The sequence below is a fragment of the Actinokineospora baliensis genome (genome assembly GCF_016907695.1).
GTDB lineage: Bacteria > Actinomycetota > Actinomycetes > Mycobacteriales > Pseudonocardiaceae > Actinokineospora > Actinokineospora baliensis.
In genome coordinates this window covers 3,782,563-3,805,457 of sequence record NZ_JAFBCK010000001.1, presented here as the reverse complement: position 1 = coordinate 3,805,457, position 22,895 = coordinate 3,782,563, and the positions used below count along the sequence as shown (strand labels likewise).

Sequence of the window (22,895 nt, the reverse complement as noted above, 5' to 3'; positions counted from 1 at the left end):
GCAACGCATCTCGCACACGCCTGCGGCGACGTGTGCGCGGCTGAACCGGCGGCCCGCCGCGCGCCGGGCCGGTCGATGGTCGACGCCTACTGCCCCACCGCGTCCCGCCGCCGCTCCTTTCCACCTGAGGCCAAGTCGCCGCAGACCCGACTCCACCGGACGGCCAGGGGCGTCGTGGTCACCCATTGCGGCCGGCTCCGCCCCCGCACCCGATCGACGGCCTACGGGACGAGGTCCCCGATCACCTCGGCTCGACTGTCCAGTTCGGACACCGGCAGCACCGCCACCACCAGCCCGTCGTGGGTGACCACCACCGCGTCGTGGGCCTGGGCGAGCCTTTCGCGCACCGCCGACACCGGTTCGTGCGCGCCGGCCAACGGCAGCGCGGGGCCCAGGTGGTCGGCCACCAACTCCTCGGGCGCGGCAGCGCGCAGGCCGTCGAGCGACACCGAGCCGATGATCTGGGCGACGGCGACCGGCTCCCCCTGGTCGGCCTGGCGCAGCACCACCGGCAGCGCGTGGCCTTGCCCGAGCGCGACCCTGGCCTGCTCGACGGTCGTCGTGTGCGCGATCGTCTCGCTCGCGGGCGCTACCGCGGGGGCGGGGCCACCGTCGGGCCCGAAACCGCGTTGGCTCACCCACTCGTCGTCGAAGTACTTGCTGAGGTAGGAGCGGCCCGAGTCGGGCGCGACGGCGACCACCACGTCGTCGGGACCCAGGGTGTGCGCCAGGGCCACGGCGGCCGCCACCGCCAGCCCGCCGGAGGCACCGACGAGCAGGCCCTCCTCCCTGGCCAGTGCCCGGGTCGTCATGATCGCCGCCCGGTCCGGGACCCGGCGCATGCCCGTGGTCACCGCCGGGTCGAAGGAGCGCGGCCAGACGTCGGCGCGGGTCTGCGGGTGCACGAAGCGGCCGGTCGCCTCGACCAGGTGCGGGCGGCCGGAGCCGCCGCCGAAGACCGAGCTCTCCGGGTCCGCGCCCACCACCTGGACCCGGTCGCCGGAGACCTCGCGCAGGTAGCGCCCGGCGCCGGTGAGGGTGCCGCCGGTGCCGATCCCGGCGACCAGGTGCGTCACCCGGCCTTCGGTCTGCGCCCAGATCTCGGGCCCGGTGGTGCTGTAGTGCGCGTCGACGTTCGCCGGGTTGTCGTACTGACCGGCGTACCACCCGCCGGGGGTCTCGGCGGCGAGCCGGGCCGCGAGCGCGCGCACCTGGTCGGGGTGCTCCGCGGGCAGCAGCGCCGGGGTGACCACGACCTCGGCACCGTAGGCGCGCAGCAGCGCCAACTTCTCCTGGCTGCTGCGGTCCGGCACGACGACGACCACCCGGTAACCCAGCGCGGCGCCGATCATCGCCAGCGCGATACCGGTGTTGCCCGAGCTCCCCTCGAAGATCACCCCACCCGGCGCCAGCGCCCCGGAGGCCTCCGCCGCCCGGACCATCGACAGCGCGGCCCGGTCCTTGGAACTGCCTGCCGGGTTCGCCGCCTCGACCTTGACCAGCACCGCGGCCGGGGCGCCGCGGACAACCCGCCGCAGCCGCACCAGCGGTGTCCGCCCGACCAGCGCGGTCACGTCCCCAAACCCCTCGTCCGGCACCCGGCACCCCACCTTCCCTCGGCTGGCCGCGCACCGGTCCCACCCACCCGCACCCCACGGCCTGGCAGCGAGCCAACATCAACATACCCGCGGCGCGCGAGAACCCGGGCCCCTCAGGGCCCGGGTCCCGGTATGTGCACAGTGGAGTCAGCGGTCGCGGTCGACCCTGGTCGTGGTGGCCTGCAGCACCGGCGGGCCCGCGGGGATCTCCCTGGCCGGGATGGTGCGGGCGTAGCGGGCGTAGGCCGCCCGGGGGATGGCCAGCAGGACAGCGGCGACCGGGACGGCGATCAGCAGCCGGATCAGGGCGTCGGTCTGGTCCAGGGTGCCCGCGACGAAGGCGCCCCACAGCGACGGGGAGGCCATGACCAGGGCCGCGAGCAGCGTGGAGTAGCGGAACATCAGGTCCTCCGGTGGCTGGCCGTGCTGGGCGGCACGCCATCGATGGTGAGGATCGGCAGGCCCAGTTCGCGCACCGAGTCGGGGTCGGCGCTGGCGGCCGCGCCGTGCACGGCGAGCGCGTCGACGCCGCCGAGGTCCGCGAGGTGCCTGCGCAGGTCGGCGGTCTTGCGGGTCGCGTCGACCGCGGCGACGATGTGCTTGGCGCCCAGGGCCTTGGCCACCGCACCGGCCCACCGGCCACCCTCGGGGTCCTCCACGGCGGAGGCGATGGCGACCACCGACGGCACCGGGCTGCGCTTGAGGTCGTAGGCGAGCTCGGCGGCGTGCTCGGGACCCAGCACCCGGCCGCGGCCGATCTGGTCCGGACCGGCGACCTGCACCGCGCCGGGACCCAGCCGCATCTTCTGGCAGATCCACTCCGCAGCGGCGGTGGCCTCCTGCAGCGCGCCCGCGACCACGATCACCTTGCCCGGCAGCGAGACCAGCAGGTCGCGCGGGACCGGGGTGTCCCAGCGGCGGCGGGGCCGGGGGCTGCGGTCGGCGACCAGGCGCGGCTCGTCGGCGGTCGGCCAGGCCGGATCGGTGTCGAGATCGGTGTCGTCGTCGTCCTCGACCGCGCTGATCGGCTCGGCGCTGATCGGCTCGGCGGCGGGCTCCTCGAGGTAGTCCTCGTCCGCGTCGTCCTCGGGCAGCGCGTGGCGGGCCGTGGACGAGGGCATCCTCGGCGGCACCAGCATCTCACCGAACGGGGCGGGCGTGGGCTGCTCGTCGACGTCGTCCTCGATCGCGGGCTGCGCCTCGAACACCCGGCCGCCGGCGGCCGGGCGCGACACGGCCGGGAACTCGGCGGGCCGAACCGCGGGGGTCTCGATCGGGCGCGGCGGCGCGGACTGCGCGCCGAGCAGCACCTCCCGCAGCTGCTCGTCGGTCAGCTCGTCGACCGGCGCCTCGTCGGCGGGCTGCTCACCGAGCACCGCGGCGCGCAGCCGGGCGTCGGCCTCGCGCTGCTCGGCGGTGCGCGGGGCGGCCGGGCGCGGCGTCACGGGTCGGGTCGACCCCGGGCGCGGCGCGGTCGGGCGCGACGTCGGCTGGTCCTCGGTGCGCGGACGCACAGCGGCGGCCCACTCTCCCGCGCTCTGACCGCGCGGCTTGGGGCCCGCGGCGCGGGCCTGGGCGGCGGAGATCCCGGGGGCGGTCTCGACCCCGTTGGTCACCGGGCCACCGGCCTCGGCGAAGAAGCGGGCGAACGGGTCACCGGCGGGCCCGGGGGCCTCGTCCTCGACGACCCCGGCGCGCGGCTCGGGCACGGCGGACTCCTCGGCGGCACCGTCGGCCTTGTCGGCCATGTCCATCAGGTCGGCCACGGAGAGCACCTGCTCGCGCGGGAGCCTCGGGTCGCCCGGCTCGGGCACCTCGACGCCGATCTCGAACCACTGCTTGGAGAAGAAGCCTGCCACGCCACCCTTGCGCAACCGGTCGGCGGACACGATGCGGGCGTCGGCCCCGTGCTCGGTGCGCACGCGGTCCAGCAGTGCTTCGAGGTCAGGACCCTCAAGCAGCAAGCGTGTAGCCACTGTTCACCACCCCGACAGTCTCGATCCGGTGGGTACCACCGGACAGCTCGGAATACGACAGCACGGCCAGCCGCGGCACGGCGGCGTGCACCAGGCGGTAGAGGGGCGTGCGCAGCCGGGGCGCGCAGGCCAGGACGGCGGCCTGCCCCTGGCTCTCGGCGCGGCTGGCCAGCCCGGCGACGTCGCCGACGAGCGCCTCCAGGGTGGCCGCGTCGACGGCGAGCCGGTCGCCCATCTCGGTGACGCGCACGCTCTCCAGCAGGGTCTGCTCGACCCTCGGGTCCAGGGTGATGACCGACAGCACGCCGTCGACGGCGAGCCGGGCGGCGATGGCCGGGCCCAGCGCGGCGCGGGCGGCCTCGACCAGCCGGTCGATGTCGGCGCCCGCCTTGGCCGCCGGGGACAGCGCCTCGTAGATGCCGACCAGGTCGCGGATCGGGACGCCCTCGTCGAGCAGCCGGTGCAGCACCCGCTGGATCTCGCCGAGGCTCATCAGGGCCGGGGTGAGCTCCTCCACCACGACCGGGTGGGTGCGGCGCACGACGTCGGTGAGGGCGCGGACGTTCTCCCGGCCAAGCAGCCTGCCCGCGTGCGTGCGGGTGACCTCGGCGAGGTGGGTGACCAGCACCGAGGCGCGGTCGACGACGGTGGCGCCCAGCGCCTCGGCCTGGTGGCGCAGCTCGGCGGGGACCCACTTGCCCGCCAGGCCGAACACCGGCTCCACGCCCGCGCGACCGGGCAGCGCGTCGAGGTCGTCGCCGATGGCCAGCACGGTGCCGGGTGGGGCGTAGCCGCGGGCGACGTCGGCGCCGTTGATCCGGATGACGTAGCTCGACAGCGGCAGGTCCAGGTCGTCGCGGGTGCGCACCGGTGGCATGACGACACCGAGTTCGAGGGCGATCTTGCGGCGCAACGCGCGGACCCGCTCCAGCAGGTCGCCACCGGCGGCGTCGACCAGGTCGGTGGCCAGCGCCAGTTCCAGCGGGTCGACCCGCATCTCGGCGATGAGCGCCTCGGTGGCGTCCGGCGCGGTCTCGGCGACCTCGGTGGACTCGCTGGTCTCGACGACCTCCTCGCCCGGCTTGGGGCCGCGGGTGGAGGCGATGATCAGGCCGCCGCCGACGAGCAGGAACGGCAGCATCGGCATGGCGGGCATCAGCGACAGCGCCAGCAGCGAGATGCCGCCGATGCGCATGGCCATCTTGTTGGCGCCGAACTGGGTGGACACCAGGGTGCCCATGTTCTGCTCGCCCGCGGCGCGGGTGACGATGAGGCCGGTGGCCACCGAGAGCAGCAGGGCGGGGATCTGGGAGACCAGGCCGTCGCCGACGGTCAGCAGGCTGTAGGTGTTGATGGCGTCGGTGGGGGCCATGCCCTTCTGGATGAGGCCGACCGAGAAGCCACCGATGAGGTTGATCAGGGTGATGACGACCGCGGCGATCGCGTCGCCCTTGACGAACTTGGACGCACCGTCCATCGCGCCGTAGAAGTCGGCCTCGGCGGTGACCTCGGCGCGGCGCTTGCGGGCCTCGGGCTCGTCGATGAGCCCGGCGTTGAGGTCGGCGTCGATGGCCATCTGCTTGCCGGGCATGGCGTCGAGGGTGAAGCGGGCACCGACCTCGGCCACGCGGCCCGCGCCGTTGGTGATGACGGCGAACTGGATGACGATGAGGATGAAGAACACGACGAGGCCGACGACCAGCGAGCCGCCGACGACCGCGTGGCCGAACGCGCCGATGACCGCGCCCGCGTCGCCGTCGAGCAGCACCAGGCGGGTGGCGCTGATGTTGAGCGCGAGGCGGAAGAGCGTGGCCAGCAGCAGGATCGACGGGAAGACCGAGAACTCCAGCGGCTTGCGGACCTGCATGGCGATCAGGACGATGAGCAGCGCCAGGGCGATGTTGAGCACGATGAACATGTCCAACAGGAACGTGGGCATCGGCACGACCATCAGCACGATGATCATGATGACGCCCGCGGGTACCGCGAACTGGCTCAAACGCCTGGAGTTCATCCGTCCATCCCGGGAAGTCCGGTGTGCGGCCGTCCTGGCCTGGTGCTGCCTTCCTGGCTCCACGTCGGACGGTTCATCGGCCGGGCGGGAGCCTTGTTGAGCATTACTCCACAAGAGCATCGCCGAGCCGACGCCGAACCGCTAGTGGGTCCGCGCCCCGAACGGGGGTCTGGACCGGGAAAACAGCCGGGGCGCACACCGATTTCGATTACCCAGCGGGTAATGAGACGGGTGTGGCAGGCCCCGAACCGGCGACCTGCCACCACGAACTTCCCCGAACAGCACCTGAAGCAACTACGTGGACCCGACATTCACCCAACCGGGTGACGACACGCCCACCTTCGCGTGAATCAGTCCAGAAAGGACTAGTTCAGCGGCACCACAATGGACATCACGCCACCCTTGTAGCCCGCGATGTCCACCGTCAGGTCGAGCCTGCTGCCCAGCGACGCCAGCTGGGAGCGGACGTCGCCGGGCACGTCGGAGGTGTGCAGCGCGTGGAACTTCACGTGCGGCCTGCCCGCGAGGTTGAACAACCCGGTGAGGATGTTGCTGACCTCGCCGAGGATGTCGGTGAGCAGCGGCGAGAGCTCACCGTCCTCGACGCACGCCTCGGCACCACCCGGCGGGACCAGCCCCATGGCCGCGGCGGTGTTGGCCGCCAGCGGCAAGGTGAACCCGATGACCCCGGCCAGCGACTGGTCGTTGTGCTGGTACACAGCCACAACGGGCGCGTCGCCCGCGGGGTCGGTCACGTTGACCGTGACCTCCCTGCCGAGCAGGTCCTTCAACGTGTCGAGGACCTGCTTGGGAACCGGCAGAGCTTCGGTCATGTATTCACCCCAAGATGTCGGAGAGCTTGTCGCGGAAGGTGTCCGCGGTGAACGGCTTGCTGATCAGGAACAGGGCACCGCCCGCCTCGGCCTTGGCGATCATTTCGTCCGAGCACTCGGAGGTGACGAAGGCGAAGGGTACCGTGTTCCCGCCCGCGCGCAACGCGTGCAGCAGCTCGATGCCCGACATGTTCGGCATGTTCCAGTCCGACAGCACGAGGTCGGGGTTCTCGCTCTCCACCTTGCTCTTCGCTTCGGCGCCGTCCGGGGCCTCGACGATCTCGTGGTCCTCGAACCCCGCCTGGCGCAGGGTCCGGACCACGATCTGCCGCATGACCCTGCTGTCGTCAGCGACCAGGATCTTCATGCTCACGCCTCCTGTGCGTTGTTGGACCCGGACTGTCCACCGCTGAGCAAGGACACCACGTACGCCTCGTCGCGCCACCGGACGACGGTCCGGCAGACCTCGACGGTCCCGGGCCAGCGCTCGTGCGCGGTCGCCGAAACCCGCGGGAGGGAGAGCTGGGACGGGGAGGGCAGCACGGACTTGACGTTACCGCCGAGCACGTTGGCGAGCTCGCCGAGCGCGTCGCCGACGTCGTCGGCGGTGACCTCGTCGGGCTCCATCGCGAACAGCACCGAGGCGACGTCGCGGGAAGCCTTGTGCGAGCAGGACACAACCAGGTGACCCTCGTAGGCGCCGACCATGGCGACCGAGGCCGCGAGGTCGGTGTGCGCGCCGGTGTCGGGCGCGGCGAAGATCGTCTCTTCCTCGTTGTCACCGTTGAGGAACGCGGACCACACCTGCTCGGCGATCATGTCGAGGTCGACCTCGACAGCGGTAGACACATCGTTGGTCATGAGGACACTCCCACCGGGACGAGCCCGAGGAGGGCCAGCTTGTCGATGATGCCGTCGCGGGTGAACGGCTTGATCACGTACTCGTGCGCTCCCGCGGCGAGCGCGCGGACGATCTGCCCGTGCTCGCTCTCGGTGGTCACCATCATCAGCGTCATCTGACGCATCTCGGTGATCTTGCGGACCTCGATGACGAACTCGAGTCCGGTCATGATGGGCATGTTCCAGTCGACCAGCGCCAGGTCGGGCACCCGGCCAGTGCTCTGGAGCAGATCCAGTGCCTCCCGGCCGTTGCCAGCCTCCAGGACCTCGTACCCGAGGTCGGCCAACAGGCCGCGGAGAATCTTGCGCATGGCCCGGGAATCATCGATCACAATCCCTAGCACTGCGTCACCTCTTTCACCATTTGGCGATCTCGGGCCGGCGCCCGGTAGATGGCTGTCCGTCCAACGGGTACCCGCTCGAACACCGAGTCAATGCCCACAGTGGACTCGGCCGCGCCCAGCAGGAGCCAACCACCTGGGTTGAGCACCTGGCGGACCCGGTCGAGCACCGCGCGCTTGGTCTCGGGCTCGAAGTAGATGAGCACGTTGCGCAGGAACACCACGTCGAACTTAGGCATGGGCGGCAACGTCGCGCAGAGGTTCACCCGCTGGAACGACAGGTTCTGCCTGATCCGGGGAACCACTTCCCACTCCGCGCCAGCGCGCTGGAAGTAGGTCACCAGGTCGGTCGCGGGCAAGCCGCGGTTGACCTCCAGCTGGTTGAACCGCCCCGCGCGGGAACGGCGCAGCATCTCCTCGGACAGGTCGCTACCCATGATCTGGTAGCCCCGGCCGGGGGGCAGAGCCTTCTCCAGGGTGATGGCGATGCTGTAGGGCTCTTGACCGCTCGAGCACGCCGCGGACCAGATCCGCACCGGGCGGGTGGACTGGGCGAGCACGTCGGGCAGGATCGTGTCGGTGAGCGCGGAGAACGGCTCGCGGTCGCGGAACCAGGAGGTCTCGTTGATGGTGAGCGCCTCGACGACCTGCGTGCGCAGGGCGGCGGTCCCGGTCCGCAGAGCGTTGGCCAGCGAGCCGACGGTGTCGTGCCCGGTGAGCTTGGCCACCGGCTTGAGCCTGGACTCGACCAGGTATTCCTTACCGGGGCGCAGGACCATGCCGGCCTCTCGGTAGACGAGATCGGCCACGAAGCCGAACAGCGCCGGGGTCATTTCCACCGCGCCACCTCCCTTCCTGTTGCCGCCGCCGATGCGGGCAAGCGGGCGACGATGTTCTCCGCGATGAGACCGAGCGGCAGCACCGCGTCGGCCAAGCCCGCGCTGACAACCGCACCAGGCATTCCCCAGACCACCGAGGTGGCTTGGTCCTGGGCCAGTACACCGGCGCCGAGGGCGACGAGCTCCTCGGTGCCTCTCTTGCCGTCCTGGCCCATGCCGGTGAGCATGACCGCCAGTGACGCCGAACCGAAGACGCGCGCGCAAGAGCGGAACAGCACGTCGACAGCAGGTCTGCAGTGGTTTTCCATCGGTCCGTCGTGCAGTCGGACCTTGGCCCCGCCAGGGGTCTTGGCCGCCTCCATGTGCCGCCCGCCCGGTGCGATGTAGACACTGCCGGGCAGCAGCGGCTCACCGTCGCGGGCCTCGACCACGCGCAGCGCGGCTTCCTGGTCGATGCGGCGGGCGAGCATGGTGGTGAACACGGGCGGCATGTGCTGGGCGACCAGCACGGGAACCGGCAGGGTGCCGGGGAGCTTGGTGAGCACGGCGCGCAGGGCCTCGGGGCCACCGGTCGACGATCCGATGAGGACGGCCTGGACCGGCTTGCGCGGGGCGGTGCTCGCGGGTGGGCGCTTGACCGGGGTGGTCGGGCGCAGCGGCTGCGCGGTGTAGGCGGGCTTGCCGCACAGCGCGTGGATGCGCGGCAGCAGCTGCTCGCGGACCTCGGTGACCGCCTTGTTGACGCTGCCCGCGTTGGCGGGCTTGGTGACGTAGTCGGTGGCGCCCGCGGCCAGCGCGGCCACGGTCGCCTCGGCGCCGTCGCTGGTCATCGTGGAGAACATGATGACCGGCAGGGTGGGGTTGGTCTTGCGCAGCTCGCGCACCGTCTCGACCCCGTTGAGGACGGGCATCTCCACGTCCAGGGTGACCACGTCCGGCTTGAGCTGGGCGATCTTGGCCAGCGCGATCCGCCCGTCCGGCGCGGTCCCCACGACCCGCACCTTCGGGTCCGCGGACAGCACGTCAGTGACGAGTCGGCGGATGACCACCGAATCGTCCACCACCAGTACTGAGATCACGTGGGCCTCCAGGGTCGGCGGCGGGGGCAGCTGCCCCCGCGACAACCGTGGCATCGGCCGCACCTGGCCGGTCCTGAGTGGTCAGCTGAGCCGACTTCTCACGACACTCACAGTAAAACGGGCTTGTTCTGTTGTCGGGCGGGCGCTACCTGGACGACCCGTTCGGGTAGCGCCCGAGCCCGTTACCCGGCCTGGACCAGCCAATCCGGGCCGAACGCGGCCAGGCAGGGGACCAGCAGTTCCTGGGCGGAGGCCGAGTCGACGAGGTCGCGGACCATCAGCGCCTGCACCGCGCCGCTGAGCACGTTCCACACCCCGCTCGCCCGGTCGTCGAGCGAGACACCGGCGAGGTCGACCGCGCGGACCAGCAGCAGCTGCGCCGCCGCGGCGGCCCGGATGCGACCGGAGACGTGCACCGCCCACGCGGAGGAGTGCATCGCAGCGGCCCAGTCCTGCTGTTCGGCACGCAGCCGGTCGGCGGAGACGGCGAGCGCGCGGACCTCGGCGGGGTGCGCGACCCGGATCCGGTCGAGCAGCCGGTGCACCAGGTCGTGGGTGGGGCCCAGGTGCAGCGCGGGCTCAGGCAGGTCGCGGCGGGCGGCGAGCCACGCGGCGCCCAGTACCCGGCGGTCGGTGTCGGTGAGGTGTTGGCGCAGGTAGGTCGCGCAGACCGCGTCGGTCACCAGTGCGACGGCGCCGTCGGGGGGTTCGGGAGCGGTTCCGGCGGGGAAGGTGTCCCGGTCGGGGACTAAGACGTCGGTGCGCACGCAGTGCAATAAGCCCGCGAGCGACCCGATCGGGGCGTGCTGCAGCAGGGTGACCGCGGAGGGACCCGACAGGTCGCGCACGCTGGGCAGCTGCGAGGCGGCCGCGAGCGCGTGCGACCGGGCGAGGCTGAGGGCTGGGGACTGGGGAGCGGCCCGTTCGGCCAGCGCTTCGACCTCGGAGGTCGAGTGGCCCAGCAGCGTCAGCAAGATCTCCGCCGTCGCAGGGCCGCCCGCCATCCGGGTGAGGTCGAAGCCCAACACCGGGGCGCTGACGAGGCTGTACACCCCAGAAGTATGCACCCTCGATTACGGAAACAGTACCAAATCGGGTGAACCATTACACACAGCGACGGCGCCGTCCCTGGGGGGTGAGGGACGGCGCCGCCTGGTCGAACGCCGGTGGTGATCTCCGCGAGATCACCCCGGATCAGGTCGTGAAGCGGTTGACCTGGTCCTGCAGCTGGGCGGAGAGCCGGGTGAGGGCCGCCATCGCCTGGTTCGACTCGCTGATGCTGTTGGTGGCGTTGGTGGCGCCGTCGGCGACCCCGGCGATGTTGGCGGCGATCTCGGACACACCGGCCGAGGCCTCACCGACGTTGCGGTTCATCTCCGTCGTCGTCGCCGTCTGCTCCTCCACCGCCGAGGCGATGGTCAGCTGGAAGTCGTTGATCCGACCGATGATCTCGGAGATCTCGTCGATCGCGTTCACCGCGTTCGCCGTGTCCGCCTGGATCATCTCCACCCGACGCGAAATGTCCTCAGTGGCCTTCGCCGTCTCCTGAGCGAGTTCCTTGACCTCGTTCGCGACGACGGCGAAGCCCTTACCGGCATCACCGGCACGCGCGGCCTCGATGGTCGCGTTCAACGCCAGCAGGTTCGTCTGCTCAGCGATACTCGTGATCACCTTGACCACGTTGCCGATCTCCATCGACGACTCACCCAGCTTGGCGACCGTCCCGTTGGTCGCCGCGGCGACCGACACGGCCTGACCGGCCACACCAGCGGCCTCGTTCGCCGACTGCGCGATCTCCTTGATCGACGCCGACATCTCGTCCGCACCGGTCGCCACCGTCTGCACGTTGCGCGCGACCTGGTCCGCAGCGGCCGAGACGACGCCCGCCTGGGCGGAGGTCTCGTCGGTGCTGTCGCTGACCTTGCTGGCGATGGTGGCCATGTCCTTGGTGGCGCCGTCGAGCGACTGGATGCCGTCGGAGATGGCGGTGACGGTGTCGTGCATGCTCGCGGTCGCGGTGTTGAGCGCGGCGGCCATGACACCGACCTCGTCGTTGGTGCGGACCTCGACCTTGCGGGTGAGGTCGCCGTGCGCCACGGACTCCAGGACGCTGGAGACCCCGCGCACCGAGCGGGTGATGCCGCGGATGATCAACCAGCCGACCAGCAGCGCGAGCAGCAGACCGGCACCGAGCAGGATGAGCGTGGTCCACAGCGCCTGCTGGCTCTCGGAGTCCGCGTCGGCCACCTCGGCGCTGACCGCGGCGAGCTCGACCTTCTGCATCTCCACCAGGTCGACGCTCAGGTCGTCGAGCGCGGGCCCGGCCTTGTTGTTGTAACGGGCGAGGGCGACCTGCGACTGGCCCGCGAGGGCCGCGGGGAAGACGTCCTCCTGCACGACGGAGGAAACCCGGTTGAGGTTGTTGATCGCCCGCTTGACGGTGGCCAGCGGCACGGCGCTGAACTCGGGGTCGGCCTCGATGCCCTGCTGGAACTTCGTCAGCGCGCCGTTGAGGACACCGATGGCGGCCGTGGTGTCCTCGACCTCCTTCTTCACCCTCGCGTTGTCGGTGCTGATGAACGAGCTCAGCAGGTGCTGGATCGCGGCGATGGCGGCGCCGTTGAAGTTGCTGATGGCCCCGACCGCGGCGGCGTTCTTGCCCAGCCTGGCCGAGGTGTGCGCACCGCTGTCGGTGGCGACGATGCCCTGCACGCCCACGCCGATGGCCACGACGGCGGGCAGCGCGATGGCGGCGAAGATCTTGGTGGCCAGCGAGCGGTCGGCGAGGAACCCGACGAAGCCGCGCTTGCGGGTGCCGGGGTCGGCGGTGTCGGCCCCTGGGGTCGAGTCGGCCATCTGCGTGAGCCCTTCCGTGGCGCCGTCAACGGCGGCTGAGCTGGGAGTCGGGGAGGTGCGGGCGGCTGGCCGCCTGTGCCGGAGGCTCCGGGGCCAGTGGCCCCGGAGCCTCCAGGTGGTGTCGGGTCAGGCCTCGCTGCCGCGCACGGCCGCACGGGCGTCGAGGGCCAGCATCAGCCGGTCGGCCAGCGGGAAGGCCGCGGTGATCAGCTCGCGGGCCGGGCCGGACAGGGTGTCCGGGATCGGCTCGGCCGCGGTGTCCTCCAGCTCCACCACGTCGCCGATGCGGTCGACGAGCAGGCTGACCGACTCCTCGTCGGTGCGGACGATGACGTTCATCGCCGGGCCGGTGCGCTCCTGCGCCCGCTCACCGAGGCGGACCCGCAGGTCCAGCGCCGCGATGACCTGGCCGCGCAGGTTGAACAGGCCGCCGACGTGGCCGGGGGCGAGCGGGACCGGCGTGTACTCGGAGAACGCGAGCACCTCCTGCACCTCGCCGACCTCCAGGCCGAACAGCTGGTCGGCCACCTCGAAGGTGGCGTACCGGACGGTGCTCACGACGCCTCCACGAAAGAGTCACGGGTCTCGTACTCGGGCAGTTCGAAATCCGGGTCGGCCGCCATGATCGCCCGCCGCATGTCCAGCAGCTCGGTGACCTTGTCGTCGATGACCGTGGAACCGGACAGGCCGTCGCCGTCGGAGGGGCCGTGCGGGGCGGTGTCGTCGACGATGTCGAGGATGCCGTCCACCGCGAGGGCCACCGAGTGGCCGCCGGAGGAGTACACGACCGCGGGCACGGTGTCGGAGACGTCCTCCGACCACGAGCCGAGCAGCCCGGACAACCGCAGCACCGGCAGGATCTGGCCGCGGTACTGCACGACCTCCCGGCTGCCGACGCGCTCCACGGCCTGCACCGGGAACTCCTCGAGGCGGGTGACCATGCTCAGCGGGATGGCGACGCGGCGGTCGCTGACCCGGGTGACCAGCAGGCGGTCGCGGGACTCGACCTTGACCGCCTCGGCGGCCAGCGCGGCGGCGGCCGCGGCGGCGCGCTCGGCGTTGCCCAGGTGGGCGTTGCGGGCCAGGGCCAGCACGTCGAGGATCAGCGAGACCCGGCCGTCGCCGAGGATGGTGGCACCGGCGTAGCAGCCGACGTCCTTGAGGTGGCTGGCCAGCGGCTTGACCACGACCTCCTCGGTGGTGAGCACCCGGTCGACCACCAGGCCGAACTCGTGCCCCTCGCCGTTGAGGACCGCGATGTAGATCGCCTCGCCGTTCTCCTCCGGGCGCTCCGGGGCGCCACCGAGCGCCTCGTTGAGCCGGACCAGCGGCAGCAGCCGACCGCGCAGGCGGCAGACCGGGGCGCCGGAGACGTACTCGATGCGCGCGGAGGTCTGGCCCTCCACGGAGACGAGCTCGCGGACCGACATCTGCGGCAGCACGTAGCGCTCGTTGGCGCTCTCCACGATCAGCGCCTGCACGATGGCCAGGGTGAGCGGGATGGTCAGGCGCCAGGTGGTGCCCTTGCCGACCACCGAGCGCAGGTCGACCGCGCCGCCGATGGCCTCCAGGTTGGTGCGCACGACGTCCATGCCGACGCCGCGGCCGGAGACGTTGCTGACCTTGGCCGCGGTGGAGAAACCGGCCCGGAACACCAGGCGCAGCACCTCGTCGGCGTCCATGGCCGCGACCTGCTCGGCGGTGAGCAGACCGCGCTTGACCGCGGTGGCGCCGATGAGCTTCGGGTCGACGCCCTTGCCGTCGTCGGCGACCTCGACCACGACGTGGCCGTGCTCGTGGTAAGCGCGCAGGGTCAGCGTGCCCTCGGGGCTCTTGCCCGCCTTGACCCGGTCCTCGGGGGACTCCAGGCCGTGGTCGACGGCGTTGCGCACCAGGTGCGTCAGCGGGTCCTTGACCGCCTCGAGCAGGCTGCGGTCGAGTTCGGTCTCGGCGCCCTCGAGCTCGAGGCGGACCTGGCGGCCGATCGAGTTGCTCAGGTCGCGCACGACCCGGGGGAGCTTGGACCACAGGTGGCTGATGGGCTGCATGCGGGTCTTCATGACCCCTTCCTGCAGCTCGCTGGTGATCAGGTTGAGCCGCTGGGCGGCCCGGCTCAGCGTGTGGTCGCCGTTGTGCTCGGTGGCCCGCACCATCTGGTTGCGGGTCAGCACGAGCTCGCCGACCAGGCGCATCAGCTTGTCGAGCAGGTCGACGTCGACGCGCACGGAGGTGTCGGCGACACCGCGGCGGCTGGCGGTCTCCTCGGCGGGTGCCGGGGTCGCGGCCTCGGGGGTCTCCGGCTGCGCGGGGGCGGCCGGGGCGGTCTCGGCGGGCGCGGCCTCGGCGACCGGGGCCTGCTCGGCGACCGGGGCGGGCGCGTCGGCGGCGGGCGCGGCCTCGGCGACCGGCTCCTGAGCGGGCTTGGCGGGCGCGGGGGCACCGGCGATGCACGCCTCGACCTCGGCGATCACGTCGCCGAGCTCCATGTCGCCCTCTTGGCCGTCGCGCTCGATCTGGGCCAGCAGCGCCCGGACCACGTCGACCACGCGCAGCAGCACGTCGGCGCCGCGGCGGTCGAGGACCTGCGCGCCGTCGCGCAGCCGGGCCAGCAGCGATTCACCCGCGTGGGTCACCTGCTCCAGCTTCGAGAACGCGAGGAACCCGCTGGTGCCCTTGATGGTGTGAATGGTGCGGAAAACACTCGCGAGACGGTCGCGCGCCGTTGGGTCGCGCTCGAGCGCGACGAGGTCTTGGTCCAACTGGTCGAGGTTCTCATAGGACTCGACCAGGAATTCCTGGACCACATCATCGAAGTCTTCCACGCTCCACCACGCTTCCAGGTCCGGTGTCGACGCCTTCATCGGCGAGCGGCGGCCGCCCCTGAGGTATTGCGCCGGGGTTCATCTCACCGGTGGGGCCGGATCAGCCCCCGCGCGAGGGCGGCGGCCACGGCCGCGGTGCGGGAGTCCACGCCGAGCTTGGCGTAGACCCGCACCAGGTGAGACTTCACCGTCGCCTGGCTCAGGTGCAGTCGCCTGCTGATGGACAGGTTGGACAGTCCATCGGCAACCAGCCCGAGCACTTCAGCCTCCCGCACCGACAACGACCCGACGGGGTTACGCGTGCGGTCCACCAACCGGGCGGCGACACTCGGCGCGAGCACCGCCCGCCCACCCGCGGCCGCCCTGACGGCGGCGGCGAGGTCCTCGGGGAGGGCGTCCTTGAGCAGGTACCCGGTCGCCCCCGCCTCGATCGCCGCCAGGATGTCGGCATCGGTGTCGTACGTGGTCAACACCAACACGCGCGGAGCCCCTTGACCAGCGGTGATGGCGGCGGTGGCCTCGGCACCGGACACCCCGTCGCCGAACCGCAGATCCATCAGCACAACATCGACAAACGGCGCCTTGGCGACCGCCTCCGCCGCAGTGGCGGCCTCGTCGACGACGGTGAAGTCGGGCTCGCCGCCCAACACCGCCCGCAGCCCAGACCGCACGATCGGGTGATCGTCGGCCACCAGGATCCGAATCACCCCACCGGGGGAACCATTCGGCCCGCTCACCCCGACACCACCGGCAGGGTCGCGGCCACCGCGGTGCCGCGGCTGTCGGATTCGACCACCAGGGCGCCCGCGAGGGCCTGGGCCCTGGCGCGCATGGCGGCGATGCCGTGGCCGCGGTCGGGGGCGGTGGGGCCGGTGATGCCGTGGCCGTTGTCGACGATGTCGAGGATGACCTCGGTGTCCTGGTAGGTGAGGGTGAGCTGGACCTCGGTGGCGCCCGCGTGTTCGACGGCGTTCCCGAGAGCGGATTGGGCGATCCGCAGGAGGGCGACCTGGTGGGTGGTGGGCAGGGGGACCTCGTCGCCGGTGATGTGGCAGTGGGCGGTGAGGGCGGTGGTGGCCGTGGTGGTGGCGCAGGCGGCGCGGAGGGCCTCGGGGAGGGAGCCGCCGTCGAGGGCGGGTGGGTTGTGGGCCCGGACGAACCGGCGCGCTTCGGCCAGGGCGTCGGCCGCGGCGGCGCGGGCGGCGTGGACGTGGCGTTCGGTGTCGCCGCGCAGGGCGGCGCTGAGCAGGAGGTGGATGCTCGACAGGCCCTGGGCGAGGGTGTCGTGCACTTCCCTGGCCAGCCGCTCGCGTTCGGCCAGGACGCCCGCGGCCCGCTCGGCGGCGGCGAGGTCCTCGGTCAGCTCCCTGCGTCGCTCGCTCTCCCGGTAGACGACCACCGTGGCCGCGGCGACGGCGGCGCCGAGCAGCGGTCCCAGGACCGTCCCGACGGTGAGCACGTGTTGGTGCCACCCGAACCCGGCGACCGCGACCAGCGCCACGGCACCCACGGCGGCGATCGCCGGTCGGCGCGGCAGGTCACGCAGGAGCAGGAAGTACAAGGGAAACGCGAACCACACCGCGCCCGGGGTGATGGCCAGCAGAGTCACCCACAAGGCTCCCACCGCCACCAGCGATCCCAGCTGTCTCTTGACGAAGCCAGCGACCACGGACAGCAACAGCGCCGCGCTGACCGCGAGGACGACCGGCCGCGGGTCGTTCACGACGGGCACCAGGACCAAGGCGGCCGCGAGGACGTCAGGGCCTGCGGTGAGCAGGCGGTGCAGCGCTGGGGAGTCCACTGAGGTCACGATGCTCGCCAGGGTAGCCACGGCCCGGGCCCGGCCGCATCAATCGAAAGGTTGAGCCGGAGGGCAACCGCGCGATCGCGCGAAAGCGATCGCACGAGCGATGGCGGGAGCGGTCTCCCCCGGCAGGGTTGGTGGGGTTGCCGAGGTGAGGAGCTGGCTGGTGTTCGTCGGGTGGCGTGAGTTGTGGTTCGCGCGGGGCCGTTTCGGGTTGTTGGTCGGGGTCGTCGTGCTGGTGACGGTGCTGGTCGGGTTGTTGTCGGGGTTGACCGGCGGTCTCGCCGGGCGCAACACCTCCGCGGTCCTGGGGCTCGGCGGCGACCACGTGGTGTTCGCCGGGGCGGAGGGGCGGTTCGAGGGCACGGAGCTCGACGAGTCGACGGCGCTGGGGTGGTCGGCCACCGCGGGTGTGGAGCGGGTCGGGCGGTTGGCGGTGTCGATGGGGCGGGCGGAGTCGGGCGGGCGGAGCACGGGCGTGGCGGTGTTCGCGTCCTCGACGGTCGAGGAGGTCGTGCTGTCGCGGGGCGCGGGCGCGGCGCTGGGTGTCGCGGACGGGGACCGGGTTCGGATCGGCGACCTCGACACCGTCGCTCGAACATCCACAAAGGATGATTACTTCAGCCACGCCCCGGTCATCTGGGTGCCATTGCCGCCGGGGAGCCGGTTCTCCGTACTTGTTCTGTCCACATCAGACTGCGACATCGCGGCGGCGGACCGGCTTCTGGGAACGACGACCGAACCGGTCGAGGACGCCGTCGAGCGGATCGGTTCGTTCGCCGCCGAGAACGGGTCGCTGCTGCTGATGCGCGGGTTCTTGTTCGCGATCTCCGCGCTGGTGGTCGGTGCGTTCTTCACCGTGTGGACGATCCAGCGCTCCGGCGACATCGCGGTCCTCAAAGCCCTCGGCGCCCCCACCGGCTACCTGCTGCGCGACGCCGTCGGCCAAGCGGCGGTCCTGCTGACGGTCGGTACCGCCCTCGGCACAGCGATAGCGGCCACCGTCGGCGCCGTGTTGCCCGACAGCGTGCCGTTCGTCCTGGACCTGCCCACGCTGGTCCTGCCCGCCGCCGCGCTCATCGGCCTGGGGCTCGCGGGCGCGGCGCTCGCCTTGCGCCGCATCACGACCGTCGACCCGCTCACCGCCCTGGGAAGTGCCCGATGACCTTGACCCTGGACTCCGTGACCCTCACCTACCCCGACGGCGACCGGCGCCTGACCGCGCTGGACGCCGTGACCCTGCACGTGCCACCCGGCACCACCACCGCCGTCGTCGGCCCCTCCGGATCCGGCAAGTCAAGCCTCCTGGCCGTCGCGGCGACCCTGATCACCCCCGACACGGGCACCGTCACCATCGGCGGCACCAGCACGGCGGGACTCAGCCGCACCGCCCTGTCCACACTCCGGCGACGCCGCCTGGGAATCGTCTTCCAGCAGCCGAACCTGCTGCCCGCCTTGACCGCCGCCGAACAACTAGAGGTCATCACCCGAATCGACGGCCGCCGCGGCGGCACAGAACACCTGGCCGACGTGGGCCTGGCCGACCTTGCCCACCGCCGCCCCCACCAACTCTCCGGCGGCCAACGGCAGCGGGTGAACATCGCCCGAGCCCTGGTCAACCAACCGGACGTGCTCCTGGTGGACGAACCAACCAGCGCCCTCGACCACACCAACGGCGCGGCGATCATCGAACTGATCACCACCCGAACCCGCACCCTCGGCATCGCGACAGTGCTGGTCACCCACGACCGCTCACACCTGGCGGAGGTGGACCGGGTGGTCGAGTTGGTGGACGGCCGCATCGTGGATGCGTGAAAGCAGCACCCCGGGCGGGATGCCCACAGACCACGGTCAGATCGCGGCGAGGGTCAGCAGTCGACGCAACCGCCCACACGAGTAGATACGGCGTGAGATGCGCGGCGCCAGCCCCGCCAGCCCAACCACCCGACTCCGACAGCAGTGCCGACCACTGGACACTCGGACCTTCCGGTGCCAACTGCTCGATGGGGCGGACTTGTTTTGCGTGGGGTGGCGGCAGTCGTAGCGTTGTGCGCGGACAGGGCCATGCTTTTCGGCCCCAGCTTTGCGGTCCTGCCACGGCTGGCGCAGGGGCCCCGCGCAAAACAAGTTCGCCTCATCGAGCACACCGCACCACCACGAACCAACCTCGCCACCCCAGCCCCCGAGCCAACCCCGCCAGCCCAACCACCGCTCCCCGGAAGCCGCCCACCCCATGCTCGATGGGGCGGACTCGGTTTGCGTGGGGTGGCGGCAGTCGTAGCGTTGTGCGCGGACAGGGCCATGCTTTTCGGCCCCAGCTTTGCGGTCCTGCCACGGCTGGCGCAGGGGCCCCGCGCAAAACAAGTTCGCCCCATCGAGCCCACCGCACCACCACGGGGCCAGCCCCGCCAACCCAACCCACCGAGCCAACCCCGCCAGCCCGACCACCGCCCCCAGGAAGCCGCCCACACACTGCTCGATGGGGCGGACTTGTTTTGCGTGGGGGAGCGGCAGTCGTAGCCTTGCCTCGCTGCAGGGCCACGCTCTTCGGCCCCGGCTTTTGCGGTCCTGCCACGACTGGCGCAGGGGCCCCGCGCAAAACAAGTCCGCCCCATCGAGCACACCGCACCACCCACAGATCCGCGCCCGATGCCGCAGGCGAACCGACCGCGAAGGCAACAAATCCCTCGCCCCACAAGATCAACCCATTCAAGCGCCCCCGATTCACATCCTACCGAGACACACCGACAAGCCAGCCCATCGAGCCAGCCCCGCCAGCCCGTCCACCGCATCGAGCCCGCAGCCAACTCGCCCCCCTCGGTGGGCGCCGTCAGATCGCCGTGAGAGTCAGCAAGGCCGAGTAGTCGCCCGCCCGAGTCGAAGTGGGGGCCCAAAGGTCGATGCGGGCGGTGAGATGCGCGGTGCCCGCACCCTTGGTGGCGACCGCGAGGGTGCGGGAGGTGGAGAGGTCGGCCACGGCGCCTTCGGTGATCTGTTGGCCTGGGGCGCGGTCGAGGACGATGGGGGTCCAGGCGGCGTTGGCGCGGTCGATGGTGCCGGAGGTGCCGGTGAAGTCGGTGAGTTGGCCCGACAGCGACCAGCCGGGGTTGCCCGCGCGGGTGTCGGTGATGGTGATCGTGCGCAGCCTGCCGGTGGTGGTCAGCACGGAGCCGTCGGCGGCCATGACCGGGGAGGGCAGGGTGACGCCGCCCGCTTCGACCGACATCAGCAGCTCGCCCGCCTCGACCTCGGTGGTGATGGTCTGCGTCGGCGGGCCGGGTGGGGCGCAGGTGGTCACCGCGGCGCCGGGGATGCGGTTGAGCAGGGCGACGCCTGCCCGGACCTGGTTGGTGGGCAACGGGGCCATCCCCATCCGCAGCCCGGCGGCCTGGCCCTCGCACAGCGCGTACCTGGCGAACTCCGCCAGTGCCGCGCCGCGATCCTGGCCGAACTGACCCTCCACTGTGGTCGGAGCGATGAGGTAGGAGTACAAGCCCAGGGGGTAGCTGCCCGCCGTCGGGTCGCGGAACACCGGCCCGTAGTCCACGCTGCCGTCCGGGGATTGACGGGCGACTGACAGTCCCAACTGGACAGACCCGGCTTCGGGAGCGACGAACTCGCCGCGCTGGTTGCGCAGGCTCGCCTGCGGCAATGCGGCGTTGCTGGCGTAGGAGCGTTCGACGTAGGTGATGGAGCCGTTGGCCTGGCGGAGGTAGTTCGTCACGCCGATCGAGCCGGTCATCGCGACCAGTCCAGGTGCGGTCGGGTAGACCGACTGCTGCCCGCACCCGGGGCAGAACGCTTGCCACAGCTGGGTTTCCACCGTGTTCATCCACGCGGTGAAGTGCCGGGTGGTCGCCGAGGAGTCGGACCGCACCACCGCGACGACGGGGACCGCGGGCAGCGCCAAGCCCGGGTTGTCCGCCGCGATGACGGGGTCGTCCCAGCGGGTCACGGCACCGGTGAAGATCTTGGTCGCCGTGGCCGGGGTCAGCCGGAGCCCGGTGAGCTTGCGGCCGCCAACCGTCACGTTGTAGGCGACGGTGATCGCCTGGGCGGCGACCGGGATGTAGGTCAGCGGCCGGGTGGTCGGGATACCCGCCTGCGGGTAGGTGGTCTCCGTGACGGCGAAGTCGACGTGGCGGGCCTCGAACTGGGTGAGCCCGTCGGTGTTGCCGGTCCCGGCGTAGTTGACCCGCAGCCTGCTGTCCGCACGCCACTGGTCGACGAGGTTGAAGGCGCTGGTCGACCCCGCGCCCGACACCGCGACCGGCTGGGCGGTTGCCGGGACCGCTCCCAGCAGGACGGCGACTACAGCGGCACACAGTGATCGACGCACGATTCTCCCCAGTTCGGACCCGACGCGGCAACATCGCACGCGGGTGTGAATGGTGTGGTCCACGTGGGTGAACGACGAATGGCGCAACCGAGCGGTCCGCTCAGATGACGGTGAGTGTCAGGGTGGCGGTGAAGCCGGTCGGCCTGGTCACCAGCAGCCGGAACCCCGCGGTCAGGCGCGCGGTGCCGCGACCGGCGGCCGGGTCGGCCACGGCCAGCACCCGGCTGCCCCGCATGCCGACGATCGACTTCCCCAGCGTGAGCACCTGCACCGGCGACTGGTCGACCACCGCGGGGTTCCACGACAGCGGCGCGTCGCCGGAGTCGTGGAACTGGCCCGCAGCGCTCCAGCCCGGGTTGCCCGCACGGGTGTCGACCACGGTCAACCCGGACAGCGTGCCCGCGCGGTCGACGGAGACCAGCAGGTCGCCGTCGTCGACCGACACCGCGACGGTCTGGGTCGGCTCCGCGCCTGCCGCTGTGGCGTCCAGCAGGACCGCCACCAGGGCGAACGCGACCACGACCCAGCCACGACCCATGTCAGCGCGTCTCCCCAGCTACCCCGGACGATGATCGACGCACCGTCGCAGACCTCGGTGAACCCGAGCTGTCCGGCGGCGCAAGGAGGGACGAACAGAGGCCCGGATCGCCCCGGGCCCCTGTGTTCGCGTCTGCTACCTGACGACCTCGACCAGGTCACCGGGCGCGAGCGAGGTGTAGAACACCCGCGCCGCCTCCGGGGACAGGTGGATGCAGCCGTGCGAGAGCTGCGAGAGGCTGCCCTCGTGGAAGGCCACACCGCTGGTCGTGAAGAACACCGAGTACGGCATCGGGCCGTTGAACGCCTTGCTCCAGTGGTCGATGTCCTTGTAGGTCACCGTGAAGCTGCCGACCGGGGTGCGATAGCCCGGCTTGCCGCTGGTGATCGGGACCGCGCCGTAGGTGACGGTGCCCGCGTTCATCAGCCAGGCCGAGTTGGCGCCCAAGGCGACGCAGGCCTTGGCGGCAGCACTGCACGGGGCGGGGCTCGCTTGCGCTTGCGGGGCGGCCAGCACAAAAGCCAGCCCGGCCGCGGCGGTCACGCCAACTGCCCTGCCCACGATTCCCTTAGTCGAGATTCCCATCATCGACCTCCCATCCGCCCGCGAACCGGGCTCGTGTTCGGTACCGCCCGCGCCTGCCGCGGGCTGGGACTCGGGGTACGGAAGGGAAGTACCCGTTGCCCCGGCGGCTGAACCGTCCACGTTCCGGGAACGGCGGCGCTCGGGCCGTCCGGTCGCCACACTTCCGCGCATGCCAACGGTGCGCGCGGTGCTGGAACGGGCCATCACGACACTGGGTGCGGTCCTCTACCCGCACCCAGACTTCTTGTGCCCGCCGCCGCGGTCGTACCCGCCGCTGCCGGGGCACCCCGAGCGGCTCGGCACCCGCCCGGACAGGGCCGAAAGGGCGGTTCTGCGCGCCTTGGCACGGTGAAAGCGGACCGGGGAGTTAC

General features: G+C 71.6%; 22 protein-coding genes. 3 read left to right on the top strand and 19 right to left on the bottom strand.

Annotated elements, in window-relative coordinates; all coding sequences use genetic code 11:
• Positions 1-221 precede the first annotated feature (221 nt).
• From JOD54_RS17790 to JOD54_RS17715, 16 genes are all read right to left on the bottom strand, one after another.
• Entirely contained in the window at positions 222-1,574 is a 1,353-nt protein-coding gene (locus JOD54_RS17790) for a PLP-dependent cysteine synthase family protein (protein WP_204451602.1), read from the bottom strand.
• Positions 1,575-1,745: 171 nt separating this feature from the next.
• The gene (locus tag JOD54_RS17785; RefSeq protein ID WP_204451601.1) at positions 1,746-2,000 is read right to left on the bottom strand and encodes a hypothetical protein; all 255 of its coding nucleotides are present in this window, start codon (positions 1,998-2,000) and stop codon (positions 1,746-1,748) included.
• Positions 2,000-3,574, bottom strand: a complete 1,575-nt coding sequence (locus JOD54_RS17780) for a hypothetical protein (protein WP_204451600.1) — start codon at positions 3,572-3,574, stop codon at positions 2,000-2,002. The genes JOD54_RS17785 and JOD54_RS17780 overlap by 1 nt, the downstream gene beginning before the upstream one ends.
• Complete coding sequence (locus tag JOD54_RS17775; protein WP_204451599.1) at positions 3,552-5,588, bottom strand: flagellar biosynthesis protein FlhA; 2,037 nt, start codon at positions 5,586-5,588, stop codon at positions 3,552-3,554. Before JOD54_RS17775 ends, JOD54_RS17780 begins: the two co-directional genes overlap by 23 nt.
• A gap of 365 nt (positions 5,589-5,953) precedes the next feature.
• Entirely contained in the window at positions 5,954-6,421 is a 468-nt protein-coding gene (locus tag JOD54_RS17770; protein WP_204451598.1) for a hypothetical protein, read from the bottom strand.
• Between the two features lie 4 nt (positions 6,422-6,425).
• Entirely contained in the window at positions 6,426-6,788 is a 363-nt protein-coding gene (locus JOD54_RS17765) for a response regulator (RefSeq protein WP_204456352.1), read from the bottom strand.
• 2 nt (positions 6,789-6,790) lie between these two features.
• A complete protein-coding gene (locus JOD54_RS17760; RefSeq protein WP_239573416.1) occupies positions 6,791-7,282 on the bottom strand; it encodes a chemotaxis protein CheX in 492 nt (163 codons plus the stop codon).
• Complete coding sequence (locus tag JOD54_RS17755; RefSeq protein WP_204451597.1) at positions 7,279-7,653, bottom strand: response regulator; 375 nt, start codon at positions 7,651-7,653, stop codon at positions 7,279-7,281. The genes JOD54_RS17760 and JOD54_RS17755 overlap by 4 nt, the downstream gene beginning before the upstream one ends.
• A 5-nt stretch (positions 7,654-7,658) precedes the next feature.
• Entirely contained in the window at positions 7,659-8,495 is an 837-nt protein-coding gene (locus JOD54_RS17750) for a CheR family methyltransferase (protein ID WP_204456350.1), read from the bottom strand.
• A complete protein-coding gene (locus JOD54_RS17745; protein ID WP_239573414.1) occupies positions 8,492-9,634 on the bottom strand; it encodes a protein-glutamate methylesterase/protein-glutamine glutaminase in 1,143 nt (380 codons plus the stop codon). The genes JOD54_RS17750 and JOD54_RS17745 overlap by 4 nt, the downstream gene beginning before the upstream one ends.
• 128 nt (positions 9,635-9,762) lie before the next feature.
• Positions 9,763-10,632: a hypothetical protein gene (locus JOD54_RS17740; RefSeq protein WP_204451596.1), complete on the bottom strand. Its 870-nt coding sequence runs from the start codon at positions 10,630-10,632 to the stop codon at positions 9,763-9,765.
• Between the two features lie 142 nt (positions 10,633-10,774).
• Positions 10,775-12,436, bottom strand: coding sequence for a methyl-accepting chemotaxis protein (locus JOD54_RS17735; protein ID WP_204451595.1), 1,662 nt, complete (start codon positions 12,434-12,436; stop codon positions 10,775-10,777).
• Positions 12,437-12,562: 126 nt separating this feature from the next.
• Positions 12,563-12,994 carry a chemotaxis protein CheW gene (locus JOD54_RS17730; RefSeq protein WP_204451594.1) on the bottom strand — a complete coding sequence of 144 codons (432 nt, stop codon included), beginning with the start codon at positions 12,992-12,994 and terminating at the stop codon, positions 12,563-12,565.
• Positions 12,991-15,258 (bottom strand): chemotaxis protein CheW, encoded by a 2,268-nt coding sequence (locus JOD54_RS17725; protein WP_204451593.1) that lies wholly within the window; start codon positions 15,256-15,258, stop codon positions 12,991-12,993. The genes JOD54_RS17730 and JOD54_RS17725 overlap by 4 nt, the downstream gene beginning before the upstream one ends.
• Positions 15,259-15,341: 83 nt before the next feature.
• A complete protein-coding gene (locus JOD54_RS17720; RefSeq protein ID WP_204451592.1) occupies positions 15,342-15,965 on the bottom strand; it encodes a response regulator in 624 nt (207 codons plus the stop codon).
• A 26-nt stretch (positions 15,966-15,991) separates the two neighbouring features.
• Entirely contained in the window at positions 15,992-17,068 is a 1,077-nt protein-coding gene (locus JOD54_RS17715; RefSeq protein ID WP_307860146.1) for a sensor histidine kinase, read from the bottom strand.
• Between the two features lie 145 nt (positions 17,069-17,213).
• Here JOD54_RS17715 and JOD54_RS17710 point away from each other — a divergent pair, with 145 nt between their 5' ends.
• Both JOD54_RS17710 and JOD54_RS17705 read left to right on the top strand, forming a co-directional pair.
• Positions 17,214-18,227 (top strand): ABC transporter permease, encoded by a 1,014-nt coding sequence (locus JOD54_RS17710; protein WP_307860145.1) that lies wholly within the window; start codon positions 17,214-17,216, stop codon positions 18,225-18,227.
• A complete protein-coding gene (locus tag JOD54_RS17705) occupies positions 18,224-18,877 on the top strand; it encodes an ABC transporter ATP-binding protein (RefSeq protein WP_204451591.1) in 654 nt (217 codons plus the stop codon). Before JOD54_RS17710 ends, JOD54_RS17705 begins: the two co-directional genes overlap by 4 nt.
• 1,015 nt (positions 18,878-19,892) lie before the next feature.
• On the opposite strand, the gene JOD54_RS17700 is transcribed toward JOD54_RS17705, so the two are convergent.
• The 3 genes from JOD54_RS17700 to JOD54_RS17690 all read right to left on the bottom strand — a co-directional run bounded on the left by JOD54_RS17700 (position 19,893) and on the right by JOD54_RS17690 (position 22,524).
• Positions 19,893-21,401 carry a substrate-binding domain-containing protein gene (locus JOD54_RS17700; protein ID WP_204451590.1) on the bottom strand — a complete coding sequence of 503 codons (1,509 nt, stop codon included), beginning with the start codon at positions 21,399-21,401 and terminating at the stop codon, positions 19,893-19,895.
• Between the two features lie 100 nt (positions 21,402-21,501).
• Positions 21,502-21,939, bottom strand: a complete 438-nt coding sequence (locus tag JOD54_RS17695; protein ID WP_204451589.1) for a hypothetical protein — start codon at positions 21,937-21,939, stop codon at positions 21,502-21,504.
• A 135-nt stretch (positions 21,940-22,074) separates the two neighbouring features.
• Entirely contained in the window at positions 22,075-22,524 is a 450-nt protein-coding gene (locus JOD54_RS17690) for a L,D-transpeptidase (RefSeq protein WP_204451588.1), read from the bottom strand.
• 169 nt (positions 22,525-22,693) lie between these two features.
• On the opposite strand from JOD54_RS17690, the gene JOD54_RS17685 reads away from it, so the two are divergent.
• On the top strand, positions 22,694-22,876 hold the full coding sequence (locus JOD54_RS17685; RefSeq protein ID WP_204451587.1) for a hypothetical protein: 183 nt from the start codon (positions 22,694-22,696) through the stop codon (positions 22,874-22,876).
• Positions 22,877-22,895 lie beyond the last annotated feature (19 nt).

Coding starts and splice junctions, on each gene's coding strand:
- JOD54_RS17685 (WP_204451587.1), top strand. CDS start 22,694: ATGCCAACGGTGCGCGCGGTGCTGGAACGGGCCATCACGACACTGGGT.
- JOD54_RS17745 (WP_239573414.1), bottom strand. CDS start 9,634: ATGCCACGGTTGTCGCGGGGGCAGCTGCCCCCGCCGCCGACCCTGGAG.
- JOD54_RS17760 (WP_239573416.1), bottom strand. CDS start 7,282: ATGACCAACGATGTGTCTACCGCTGTCGAGGTCGACCTCGACATGATC.
- JOD54_RS17695 (WP_204451589.1), bottom strand. CDS start 21,939: ATGGGTCGTGGCTGGGTCGTGGTCGCGTTCGCCCTGGTGGCGGTCCTG.
- JOD54_RS17785 (WP_204451601.1), bottom strand. CDS start 2,000: ATGTTCCGCTACTCCACGCTGCTCGCGGCCCTGGTCATGGCCTCCCCG.
- JOD54_RS17775 (WP_204451599.1), bottom strand. CDS start 5,588: ATGAACTCCAGGCGTTTGAGCCAGTTCGCGGTACCCGCGGGCGTCATC.
- JOD54_RS17690 (WP_204451588.1), bottom strand. CDS start 22,524: ATGGGAATCTCGACTAAGGGAATCGTGGGCAGGGCAGTTGGCGTGACC.
- JOD54_RS17705 (WP_204451591.1), top strand. CDS start 18,224: ATGACCTTGACCCTGGACTCCGTGACCCTCACCTACCCCGACGGCGAC.
- JOD54_RS17735 (WP_204451595.1), bottom strand. CDS start 12,436: ATGGCCGACTCGACCCCAGGGGCCGACACCGCCGACCCCGGCACCCGC.
- JOD54_RS17765 (WP_204456352.1), bottom strand. CDS start 6,788: ATGAAGATCCTGGTCGCTGACGACAGCAGGGTCATGCGGCAGATCGTG.
- JOD54_RS17770 (WP_204451598.1), bottom strand. CDS start 6,421: ATGACCGAAGCTCTGCCGGTTCCCAAGCAGGTCCTCGACACGTTGAAG.
- JOD54_RS17750 (WP_204456350.1), bottom strand. CDS start 8,495: ATGACCCCGGCGCTGTTCGGCTTCGTGGCCGATCTCGTCTACCGAGAG.